At 62.3% G+C, this 10315-nt stretch carries 11 protein-coding genes; 6 read left to right on the top strand and 5 right to left on the bottom strand.

Translation table 11 applies throughout. The features are described from left to right. Positions 1-131: 131 nt before the first annotated feature. Positions 132-1367 carry an MFS transporter gene (locus MUB52_RS23540; RefSeq protein ID WP_263846601.1) on the bottom strand — a complete coding sequence of 412 codons (1236 nt, stop codon included), beginning with the start codon at positions 1365-1367 and terminating at the stop codon, positions 132-134. Positions 1368-1433: 66 nt separating this feature from the next. Here MUB52_RS23540 and MUB52_RS23535 point away from each other — a divergent pair, with 66 nt between their 5' ends. The 4 genes from MUB52_RS23535 (at position 1434) to MUB52_RS23520 (ending at position 4460) form a co-directional block, all read left to right on the top strand. After that, complete coding sequence (locus tag MUB52_RS23535; protein WP_263846600.1) at positions 1434-1796, top strand: ArsR/SmtB family transcription factor; 363 nt, start codon at positions 1434-1436, stop codon at positions 1794-1796. 198 nt (positions 1797-1994) lie between these two features. Beyond that, on the top strand, positions 1995-3023 hold the full coding sequence (locus tag MUB52_RS23530; protein WP_263846599.1) for a carbohydrate ABC transporter permease: 1029 nt from the start codon (positions 1995-1997) through the stop codon (positions 3021-3023). Further along, positions 3020-3934, top strand: coding sequence for a carbohydrate ABC transporter permease (locus MUB52_RS23525; protein ID WP_263846598.1), 915 nt, complete (start codon positions 3020-3022; stop codon positions 3932-3934). The genes MUB52_RS23530 and MUB52_RS23525 overlap by 4 nt, the downstream gene beginning before the upstream one ends. Before the next feature lie 172 nt (positions 3935-4106). After that, on the top strand, positions 4107-4460 hold the full coding sequence (locus MUB52_RS23520) for a DUF1428 domain-containing protein (protein WP_263846597.1): 354 nt from the start codon (positions 4107-4109) through the stop codon (positions 4458-4460). A gap of 65 nt (positions 4461-4525) precedes the next feature. Here MUB52_RS23520 and MUB52_RS23515 read toward each other — a convergent pair whose 3' ends face one another. The 3 genes from MUB52_RS23515 to MUB52_RS23505 are packed head-to-tail and all read right to left on the bottom strand — an operon-like array spanning position 4526 to position 7904. Continuing rightward, on the bottom strand, positions 4526-6013 hold the full coding sequence (locus MUB52_RS23515) for an FGGY-family carbohydrate kinase (RefSeq protein ID WP_263846596.1): 1488 nt from the start codon (positions 6011-6013) through the stop codon (positions 4526-4528). After that, complete coding sequence (locus MUB52_RS23510) at positions 6013-7107, bottom strand: M42 family metallopeptidase (RefSeq protein WP_263846595.1); 1095 nt, start codon at positions 7105-7107, stop codon at positions 6013-6015. Before MUB52_RS23510 ends, MUB52_RS23515 begins: the two co-directional genes overlap by 1 nt. Beyond that, positions 7104-7904 carry a BtpA/SgcQ family protein gene (locus MUB52_RS23505; protein WP_263846594.1) on the bottom strand — a complete coding sequence of 267 codons (801 nt, stop codon included), beginning with the start codon at positions 7902-7904 and terminating at the stop codon, positions 7104-7106. Before MUB52_RS23505 ends, MUB52_RS23510 begins: the two co-directional genes overlap by 4 nt. A 97-nt stretch (positions 7905-8001) precedes the next feature. On the opposite strand from MUB52_RS23505, the gene MUB52_RS23500 reads away from it, so the two are divergent. After that, on the top strand, positions 8002-9030 hold the full coding sequence (locus MUB52_RS23500; protein WP_263846593.1) for an aldo/keto reductase: 1029 nt from the start codon (positions 8002-8004) through the stop codon (positions 9028-9030). Positions 9031-9107: 77 nt separating this feature from the next. Further along, the gene (locus tag MUB52_RS23495; protein ID WP_263846592.1) at positions 9108-9947 is read left to right on the top strand and encodes an amidohydrolase family protein; all 840 of its coding nucleotides are present in this window, start codon (positions 9108-9110) and stop codon (positions 9945-9947) included. Here the strand turns inward: MUB52_RS23495 and MUB52_RS23490 are convergent. Further along, on the bottom strand, positions 9932-10315 hold a 384-nt coding region (locus MUB52_RS23490; RefSeq protein WP_263846591.1), incomplete at its 5' end, for a PfkB family carbohydrate kinase. The two genes, MUB52_RS23495 and MUB52_RS23490, sit on opposite strands and share 16 nt — an antisense overlap.

Below are 10315 nucleotides of genomic sequence, written 5' to 3'. Positions count from 1 at the left end.
CCCGGATGAGAGACAACGATCCCTACAAGACGGAAAACAAATGATGAAATGAACTTGACCCCAACGCCCGATTAGAGAAATGAGCTTTCGCTGCGGCTGCACCAATGACCGCTAAATGGCTATGTGACAAGTCACGGTGCGGATGTTCCGGAGCTTTCGCTGGGTAACGCAATGACAAGTAACGTCGCACAACCAGAAACAACCGCGACGCAGATATATACGTGTTGTAGCGATCCGCTTAGCGCTGGAATGTACCCGCTACTCAGATTTGCCAACGCGGTCCCGAGGCCAAGACAGATGTTCGCTCCCGCGAAGACAGATGTTGCCTGTTCATCCGCCACAGTCTTGGAGATATATGCCGGAATGAGCCCATAGACCGCGAAATATGATGACCCAAAGCAGAAAGCTGCCACATACAACAGAGCGGCGTCCTTATGTATAGCGACCAGAATTGCCGATCCACCTAGCAGTGCAAAGCTGCTCCCAAGGGTCCGCTTGATCCCAATCCTGTCTGCCACCATCCCAACGGCAAACCCGCTGAACAGCCCAACGAAGCCGATGACTGACCAGAGCCGGCCAATCAGACTTATCGAAAACCCGCTTTCGTCCCCTAAGAAGGACGACAGGTAGTTCTGCCACGGCCCACACGCGATGCCGCAGGTCGCAAACAATCCCCAAACAAGAAAGTTGGTCCGCGTAAAAAGCGGTACCGCTGACCTGTCCCGTTGCATCTTTTGCTGATCGGCATCGATCCTTTTGGAAAAGGTTGCAGGCGCGAAGGTTTTCAGTGCTACAAATCCGGCGACGGCAACACTCACCGATGCGATGCCAAGGACCAGCCAGACGGAGCGCCAGCCTGCATTCAGCACAAGCCAAGGTGCGATGGACCCTGCTGCCAACTGTCCGTAGGCGGTGCCACTCGACACCAGACCGTTGACGCGGGACCGATACCGGAAATCGACAGTGCGGGTGATGACACCCACGGTCGGGATCACCATGAACGCCGCACAGGCCCCGAGCGACCCAACGAAGATCGCCATGGATGTCGCTGAACCGACAGCAGATACCGCGGACAGAACACCACCCGAAACGATAACGGCTGAGACCATTACGGGCCCCTCACCAAAATACTTCGTCAGGCGAGGGCAAAGAAAGGCCGCGATCAAGAACGCAATCTGAGCGGCGGCGGTCACCGCGCCAATAGTCTGGGTGCCAAACCCGAGCGTCTGCCTCATCTCGCTGGCGAGCAGGGAAAACAGGTAGAGGCCGAGCCCGAAAACCACTGCCATGTAAGCTGTGAACACGATGGCCACCGTTACGTTGGCCCATCTTAGATGTTTTGCTGGAGCGTGGGTTGCCAATGCCATTCTACTGACCTAATCTAAATAGATGATTATCTATATAGAAACTATCCAATATAGAATGTCAATAAGATGGATGATTTTACAATGACCGATCCGGATGCTGACAGCCCCGCCGCCGCCGATATCACGGGACAAATCAAGGCGCTTTCGAGCCCCTATCGATTGCAATTTCTTGAATGGTTGATGGCACCAAGGGATCATTTTTCGGATGCCCAGAACAACGCAGACCTCGTCGAGGACGGTGTCTGTGTCGGCGTCATTACCGAGAAGGCTGGACTGTCGCAACCTACCGTCACGTCTCATATGCAGAAGCTGGCGCAAGCTGGCTTTGTGACGTCGAAGAAGATCAAGAACTGGGTCTACTATCGACCTGACCAAAAGCGCATCGATGCCTTCCTTCAAGAGCTCAGCCATCGGCTTAAGCAACGATAGCTACCATTCGTGCATATTGCAGCATCCGTTACATCGGGCTCCAAACAGACCTTGCTCTTTGCACGAATGGTCCGAACAATTTTCCACCTTAACAGCCAGCAACATCGTCGCTAACGTGAGCGAATGAACACCCGAGGCGACCTGCTGCATACCGTCACTGCAGATGATATCTCTCACGCCCGACGCCGGGTTGGGAAGATGATGGTTTGGGGATCAGCCGCGATTTTCCTGACGCTGACGGCGTTGCAATTTTTGCATGATACGGGCCGGTCCTCCGTCGGTTTCGCCACATGGCGGCCTGTGCTCTATGCCTATCTGCTCTGGGCCACGGCCTTGTGTTTTGCCCAAGTCATCGTGAACGGCGAGAAAGGCAAACGCACGCTTTTTGTGCTGCCTGCTGCGCTCTTTGTGATCAGCCTTGTTGTCTTTCCGCTGCTCTTTGCGCTCTACATCTCCTTCACCGACTGGAATCTCGCCTCGCTGGGCGGCGCGCGGCCCAACGGCTGGGACAACATGCGCCAGATGTGGGGCGATACGTTCTACTGGAACGCGCTGAAGAACATGGTCTATTACGTGGCCGCGGTGAGCGTGGAATATGTCGTCGCCTTCGGGCTTGCCCTGCTGCTCAATGCACAGATCCGGGCGCGCAAGTTCTTCCGGGTGGTCTTCCTGCTGCCGCTGATGCTGAGCCCCGTGGCCGTCTCCTGGATGATCGGCAAGTCGATGCTGGAGGTGCGGTTTGGCCCGGTGTCGCACCTGGTGCGAGAGATGGGGTTCGAGCCGAGCTTCTTCGGCACGCCCGAGATGGCACGCTTCATGATCATGGCGATGGACGCCTGGACCTTCATCCCCTTCATGATGATCATGCTGCTGGCGGGCTTGCAGGCGCTGCCCCGCGAGGTGATCGAGGCCAGCAAGGTCGATGGCGCCAGCAGCTGGCAGAGCTTCAAGGAGGTGATCTTTCCGCTGATGCTGCCGGTCTCCGTCACCGCCATCGTGATCCGCATCATCTTCAAGCTGAAGCTTGCGGACATCATCATCAATGTGACCTCGGGCGGGCCCGGAGGGGCCACGGACAGTGTCACGAGCTTTATCTTCCGCGAATACCGCGACCGGTCGAATGTGGGGTATGGCACACTCCTCGCGATCGTCTATCTGGTCCTGATCGTGATCTTCATCACGGCGCTCCTGAAACTGGTGAGCCGCTGGATGGAGCGCCCGGCATGAGCGCGATTTTCAAGGACCACGCCAGCGACCGTCAGATGCAGGTCAAATGGTGGTCGAGCCGTGTCGCGATCTACGGGACGCTGATGCTCTGGGCCTTCATCTGCCTCTTTCCGATCTACTGGACGCTGACCACCTCCTTCAAGCTCGCACCGGACGTCATGCGCGGCAACATGATCCCCTTCGTGGACTACACGCCCAAATGGAAGGGCTGGGAGAGCCTCGGCTTGTCGCCGCGACTGATCGGCGAGGTTTCGACCGTGCGCGAGGAATTCCTCAAGCGCTTCTGGAACTCTGCAGTGGTCGCGCTCTCGGCCTCCACGCTGGCGGTGGTGCTGGGTTCGCTCGCGGCCTACGGGCTGTCGCGCTTCAACTACCGTTTCGGCTTCATGAAGAACTCCGACATCTCGTTTTTCTTCCTCAGCCAGATGATCCTGCCGCCGGTGGTTCTGGCCCTGCCCTTCCTGGTGCTCTACAAATCGCTCAACCTGCTGGACAGTCGGATCGGATTGATCCTGCTCTACACGCTGATGGTGCTGCCTATCGTAATCTGGATCATGCGGGACCAGTTCCAGGGCATCCCGGTCGAACTGGAAGAGGCAGCTCTGGTCGACGGCCTCGGGATCTGGGGCGCGTTTCTTCAGATCGTGCTGCCGATCGCGCTGCCCGGCATGGTGGCGGCCTTCATCTTGTCGCTGGTGCTGTGCTGGAACGAGTACTTTTTTGCAGCCCTGCTGACCTCGACCAATGCCACCACCTTGCCGGTCATGGTGGCAAGCCAGACGGGCAGCCAAGGCATCAACTGGTGGTCGATGGCCGCGCTGTCATCAGCTGCAATCCTGCCGTTGATCCTGGTGGCGATCCTTCTCGAGAAATACATCATCAAGGGCATGGCTGCGGGTGCAGTCAAATAGAGCAACGGTGGAGCAGGTGGCGCCAGCGCCGGGCAGGCCGCGCCAAGGCGCGGCCTGCCCGGCGCTGGCGCTTCGGTCCGGTGGCCCACCCGGCCACGGGCCGGCTGGGCCACCGGACTTCCCCTCTTTGGCGGAGGCCTGTTAAGGTCTCCTCGGCATAGGAGGGTGGATCATGTCATATGTGGATGGCTTTGTGGCCGCTGTACCGAACGACAAGAAAGATGCGTTTCTCGAACATTCGCGCATTTCAGGCGAAATCTTCAAAAGGCACGGCGCGTTGAAAACGGTCGAGAACTGGGGCGACGATGTGCCGGCCGGCGAGGTTACGTCGTTTCCCATGGCCGTCCAATGCGGTGCCGATGAAACCGTTGTGTTTTCCTGGGTCGTGTGGCCCTCGAAAGAGGCGCGCGACGCGGGCTGGCCGAAAATCATGGAAGACCCCGAGATGTCACCGGATGTAAACCCCATGCCCTTCGACGGCAAACGCCTGATCTTCGGCGGGTTCGAGACGGTTCTCGAGACCTAGCCCCCAGACGGGACCTCACCGGACGTCTGCACGGCACCGACCAGCGCCGCCTCCGCGAGACATCTTCAGGACAGGTCCACCGCGATATCTTTCGTCTGTTCGTAGAGGCGGCGGAACAGGTCATAGCCCTTCTCGTAGGCTGGCTTGGGCACCGCACTGACCCTCTCCGCCACCGGATTCCACTGCGAGATATCGGCGCGCTGCAGCGATCCGACGGCCAGCGCGGCGAGGAACGCATCGCCATAGCTGGCACCGACGGTCTTCTCACACACCACCTGGTCGATCCCGGTAATATCAGATGTCGCCTGCAGCCAGAGCCAGTTCTTCGTGCCGCCTCCCACGGCAAGCAGACGCGACGGCGACTGGCCAAGCGCGGCAAAGGTTTGCGTTACATGGCGCGTGCCGTAGGCGATGCCCTCGATCAGCGCCCGATACATATCGCCCCGCGTATGGGTCAGGTTCAATCCGAAGAAACTGCCTTTCGCGTGCACGTCATGGATCGGCGTGCGCTCGCCAGAGAAATAGGGCAGCAGCAAAAGGCCGTTTGCGCCTGCGGGCGATGCCGCCGCCTCTTCCGCCAAAAGCGCGAACGCCTCGACCGGGTCGAGATCGCGGGCGAGCTGGTCACGGAACCAATGGGTCAGCGTGCCGGAAGTGGCAAGCCCGGCCATCGATGCGTGCTCGCCTTCAAAGAGCCAGGGCGCATACCAGATGCGCGGGTCGGCCACACGCTCCGCCGCCCGCAGGATGATGAAGATGGTCGAGCCATACATCATCATCATGTCGCCTGGGCGATCCACGCCGACGGAAAGCGCTTCGGCCGCCGCGTCGATGGTACCGGCGGTCACCGGCGTTCCGGGCGCAAGCCCGGTCGTCGTGGCCGCCGCCTCCGTGACCTGACCCGCAATCTCGTTTGACCAAAGCAGCCGCGGCAGTTTCTCCAGCGGCAGGATGTCATCGGCCAGATCATCGACCCAGCTTTGCGCGCTCACATCATAGAGCGGCGCGAAATTGGCGGCGGTGTAGTGGTCGATCACCACCTCGCCCGTCAGCCGCTGCACCAGAAAGCTGGTCGAGGTGAGTACATATGCCGTCCGCGCATAGAGCTCCGGGCGATGGCGTTTCAGCCAGAGGATCTTGGGGCCAACCGATTGCGAGGTCAGCGCATTGCCGCAGCGGGCGATGAGCACGTCTTGGCCGATGCGCTCGGTCAGTTCGCGCACCTCAGCCTCAGCCCGCCCATCGACGCCGTAGAGCACGCCGTTCATCAGCGGCACGCCCGCCGCATCGACGGGCAGCATGCAGGGGCCGATCGCACTGCACCCCACCGCCTTGATCTCGCGCGGATCGACGCCGCTCTCGCGCAGGATCGTCTGGCAGACGACGGTAAAATCGCCCCACCAGTCCTCTTCGGGACGGTGCTCGGCCCAGCCGGGCTGCGGGATCAGCATCTGATGACCACGCGCGGACCGCGCCACCACTCGACCTTCATGATCGACCAGAACGCCCTTCGTCTCGTAAGTGCCCACGTCGATGCCAAGCGTATAGGCCATCACGAGATCTCGTCGCGGGTGAGCGAGAATCCCGGTGCGATGCGCTCCAGCATCTCTTGTAGAAGCGTGGAGAGCTGGGCCAGATCGCGCAAGTCGCAGACCTCACGGGCGGAGTGCGAGTAGCGCATCGGGAAGCCCAGATCGAGGCAGGCGACCCCCTGCCCCGCAAGCTGGACGTAAGAGAGATCCGTCAGCACACCAGTCTGCGCCGAGCGTTGCAGGGGCAGGCCCGCCGCTGCGGCGCTCTCTTCGGCGAGGCGCACCAGCGCCGGGTGCGGGATCACGCCATTGAGCGTGCCGCGCCCGTGAAAGCTGTAAAGACTCACGCCCGGCCCCTGCCCCAGCGCCATTTCGCCACGCGCGGCCATGTCCGGCGTATCGGTGGCGAGCATCAGGTCGATCTGCAGCGCGATCTCGGGCTGCAAGCGCTGCGCCAGCGGCTGGGCACCGCGCAGGTTGAACTCCTCCTGCACGGTGAAGCAGAGGTGGACGGGCGGCCCTCCCGTGCGTGACGCCAACGCCTGGGCGACGTCCAGCAGCACCGCGCAGCCCGCACGATCATCGACACTGGTGCCCATCACACGGGTCTCACCGAGTTCCACCGCGCGGGGCGCATAAACCACGGGCGTGCCGATACGGACACCCGCCGCCTCGGCTGCGCCTTTCGAGGCAAAGCCTGCATCCACGAAGACTTCGGCATAGGGCACCACAGTGTATTTCTCGGCCGGCGGCGTCGCGTGGTGGCTCTTGTTGGCAATCACGCCGGGCAGGTCGCGGCCTTCACCCAGGCAGATCAGCACCTCCTGCGCCGCCAGCGCGCGCTCCGGCACCCCGCCGAGGCGTTCGAGGCGTAGCAGGCCATCGGCTTCTATCTTGCGCATCACAAAGCCCAGCTGATCAATATGGGTGAAAAGCATCACAGACGGCCCCGTCCCTTTGAGACTGACCCAGAGGTTGCCCAGCACGTCGGTCTCAGCAGAGAGCCCCATCGCGTCAAGACGGGCCGCAATGGCGCGTCGGACGCGATCCTCGTTGCCCGAGAGGCCCGGCAGGCGCATCAGCGCCATCAGGTCGTCCTTGATCCGCGCGCTCATCCGCGTGCCGCCCGCACGCGCGCCATGAAATCCGCCGCGCGCTCGGGGTCGACCGCATTCCAGGTGTCGCCGCCCACTTTCAGGGACGAGCCCACAATGCAGCCATCGGCCACCCGCAACACATCCGCGACGGTCTCGTGCTTTACCCCGGTGTTGGCGAGTACAGGCGTGTCGGGCACCACGGCTTTCACCGCTTCGAGATCAGAGAGCGCCGCCGCCTCGCCCGTGATCTGGCCCGAGACCAGCACGGCGTCCGGAATTGAGGAAAACACGGCGGAGCGGGCCCGGTCGGGCAACGGGCGCGCATCGAGCGAATGGGCAAATTCCGCCGAGACATTGAACAGCATCGCCATGTCCGAGCGCCCCAGACGGTCGCGATAGCGCATCGCAGCACCTGCATCGGGCGACCACACCCCCATGTCGGAGGCATAGGTCCCGGTGAAGATCTCGCGCACGAAGCTGGCCTCGGTTGCCGCGCCGACAGCGACCGAGGCCATCGGATCCCACAACATGTTCACCCCGAAGGGCACGGTGATCTCATCCCTGAGCTGCCCGATCACATAGGCCATCATCGCGCTTGAGGCGGGATCGACAGTGAACTCATAGGGCCTGTCGTTCTCGTTCCCGAACATCACCGCATCGAAACCGGCCGCCTGCAAGGCCAGAAGATCGGCGCGGGCGGCCCCGACCAGATCGGCGCCCGGATCGTAAAGCGGGCTGCCCGGCAGCGCGCCCAGATGCACCATGCCGATCACCGGTTTGCCGACGTCGAAAACCGCCCGGAAGCGCTTCGTCATGCCCCTCTCTCCCTTGTCACGAAAGCTTAGGTTTTGTGGCCTGTTCACGCAAAGGGAAACTGGTCTATGGTCGCGCCAACATCCAAAGGAGGCTGGCATGGCACTGAAGACGCGGGCGTGGGATCGGATCGGAAACGGGGGCGTGACCTTCACCGAACTGGGGTTCGGGACAGCGCCCTTGGGGAATCTTTACAAGGCGATTTCCGATGAGGACGCACGCGCCACGCTCGATGCCGCCTGGGCGGGGGGCGTGCGCTATTTCGACACCGCGCCGCTCTATGGCATGGGTCTGTCGGAGACCCGGCTGAACCCGTTTTTGCGGGGCAAGCCGCGCGAGGACTATGTGCTGTCGACCAAGGTCGGGCGGCTCATGCAGCACTGCGCGCCCGAGCATCGCTCCGGCGTGGGCAAGTGGTTCGAGGTGCCGACCCGGCGCGAGCAATACGACTATACCTATGACGGGGTCATGCGCTCGGTGGAGCATTCGTTTTCCCGCCTCGGCATCGACCGGATCGATATCCTTTACGTGCATGATCTGTGCATCTTCAGCCACGGCTCGAAAGAGATCTCGGACATGCGGATCGAGGAATTCTTCGGCGGGCGCGGTTATGATGCGATGATCTCTTTGCGCGATCAGGGCATGATTCAGGCGATCGGCGGCGGCATCAACGAGTGGGAAGTCTGCCAGACCCTGGCCGAACGCGGCGATTTCGACCTCTTCCTGCTGGCCGGGCGCTACACGCTGTTGGAGCAGGAGGCGCTGAACTCCTTCCTGCCGCTCTGTGAGAGCCGCGGTATCGGGATCGTCACAGGCGGGCCCTACAATTCCGGCATTCTCGCCACCGGCGCGCGCCCTGGCGCCTACTACAACTACGACGTGGCCCCGCAGGAGATCCTCGACCGCGTGAATGCGATCGAGGCCGTGTGCAACGATCATGGGGTGCGCATGGTGGATGCGGCGTTCCAGTTTCCGCTTTTGCACCCCGCGCATGTGGCGGTGATCCCCGGCGGTCAGGGCGTGTCCGAAATGCAGGCGAATCTGCAGGCGGCGCAGGCGGAAATCCCCACTGCGCTCTGGGATGACTTGAAGGCCAAAGGGCTGATGCGCGAGGATGCACCGACGTAACCTCGGCCTCAGGCGTGCGGCGACCTCATGTGCGCCGCAGGCGTGCGGCGACCGGCCAGCCATGGAGGCTCTGAGCGATGAAACTCGACGCGCATCAGCACTATTGGAAGATCGACCGGGGTGACTATCACTGGATGCCCGACCTCGCGGTTCTGAAGCGCGACTATGGCCCAACCGATCTGGAGCCGACCCTGGCCCGGCACGGGATCGCGGGCACGGTGCTGGTGCAGGCGGCAGCCACCGTGGCGGAGACAGAGTATCTGCTGGGGCTGGCCGAAGCGACCCCGAGTGTGAAGGCGGTGGTCGGCTGGATCGATTTCGAGGATGCGGGCCAGTTGGACGTGCTGAAACGCCTGGCCGGTCATCCGAAATTCGTGGGCGTGCGCCCGATGATCCAGGACATGCCGGACGTAGGCTGGATGCTGCGTGATGAGGTGCAGTGGGCCTACCAGGCGCTGATCGAACTCGATCTGACCTTCGATGCGTTGGGGCTGCCGCAGCATCTGGAGAATTTCCACATCCTGCTGACCCGCTACCCGGAGATGCGGGTGGTGATTGATCACCTGATGAAGCCGCAGATCCATCAGCAGATGGCTGGCACGGATATCTTCAGCGAATGGGCGGCAGGCATGACGCGGCTGGCCGAGGACACAGGCGCCCTCTGCAAGTTCTCGGCGATGATCACCGAGGCGCGCGACGGTTGGACACCGGACGACCTGCGCCCTTTCTCCGATCACATCCTGAAGGTCTTCGGCCCGCGCCGCGTCATGTGGGGCTCGGACTGGCCGGTGGTGCGCGTGCTTGCCGAATATGGCGACTGGCTCGACGTGGCGCAGGCCTTGGCCGGAGGCCTGAGCGACGCCGAGCGCGCGGAAGTCTTCGGCGGCACGGCGCGGCGTTTCTATCGGCTGGACTGAGCCTGCAAGAGAGCGGCAACCGCCCGGCGGCTGAGCTGGTCGCGGGCTTCGAGCGGGCTGCTGACATGCAGCGCCGCGGCGGCTTGAGCGAAGGGGATCGCATTGGCGATATCGGCACCGCGCAGGACCTCGGCGGCGAGCGCCCCGGCGAAGACATCGCCGGCACCGTGACTGGAGATCACCTCCACCGCAATCGCAGGCGATCTGCTCGCCCTATGGATCACGCCATCCGCACCGCGGGTCTCCAACATCGGTACGTCCAGATCGCGGTAGGCGTCGGCCTCCACCCGATTGACGATCAGCAGATCGAGCGCATCGGTCAGGGCGGGGGGCAGCGGGCGCGCGGGTCCGGCGTTCAGCCAGACCCG

Source organism: Roseobacter sinensis, assembly GCF_025755255.1.
GTDB lineage: Bacteria > Pseudomonadota > Alphaproteobacteria > Rhodobacterales > Rhodobacteraceae > Roseobacter > Roseobacter sinensis.
This window is presented reverse-complemented; position numbering and strand designations above follow the sequence as displayed.

What these genes read in the sequence shown, in the direction of transcription:
- MUB52_RS23540 (WP_263846601.1), bottom strand. Translation starts at nt 1,367, where the DNA reads ATGGCATTGGCAACCCACGCTCCAGCAAAACATCTAAGATGGGCCAAC.
- MUB52_RS23535 (WP_263846600.1), top strand. Translation starts at nt 1,434, where the DNA reads ATGGATGATTTTACAATGACCGATCCGGATGCTGACAGCCCCGCCGCC.
- MUB52_RS23530 (WP_263846599.1), top strand. Translation starts at nt 1,995, where the DNA reads ATGATGGTTTGGGGATCAGCCGCGATTTTCCTGACGCTGACGGCGTTG.
- MUB52_RS23525 (WP_263846598.1), top strand. Translation starts at nt 3,020, where the DNA reads ATGAGCGCGATTTTCAAGGACCACGCCAGCGACCGTCAGATGCAGGTC.
- MUB52_RS23520 (WP_263846597.1), top strand. Translation starts at nt 4,107, where the DNA reads ATGTCATATGTGGATGGCTTTGTGGCCGCTGTACCGAACGACAAGAAA.
- MUB52_RS23515 (WP_263846596.1), bottom strand. Translation starts at nt 6,013, where the DNA reads ATGGCCTATACGCTTGGCATCGACGTGGGCACTTACGAGACGAAGGGC.
- MUB52_RS23510 (WP_263846595.1), bottom strand. Translation starts at nt 7,107, where the DNA reads ATGAGCGCGCGGATCAAGGACGACCTGATGGCGCTGATGCGCCTGCCG.
- MUB52_RS23505 (WP_263846594.1), bottom strand. Translation starts at nt 7,904, where the DNA reads ATGACGAAGCGCTTCCGGGCGGTTTTCGACGTCGGCAAACCGGTGATC.
- MUB52_RS23500 (WP_263846593.1), top strand. Translation starts at nt 8,002, where the DNA reads ATGGCACTGAAGACGCGGGCGTGGGATCGGATCGGAAACGGGGGCGTG.
- MUB52_RS23495 (WP_263846592.1), top strand. Translation starts at nt 9,108, where the DNA reads ATGAAACTCGACGCGCATCAGCACTATTGGAAGATCGACCGGGGTGAC.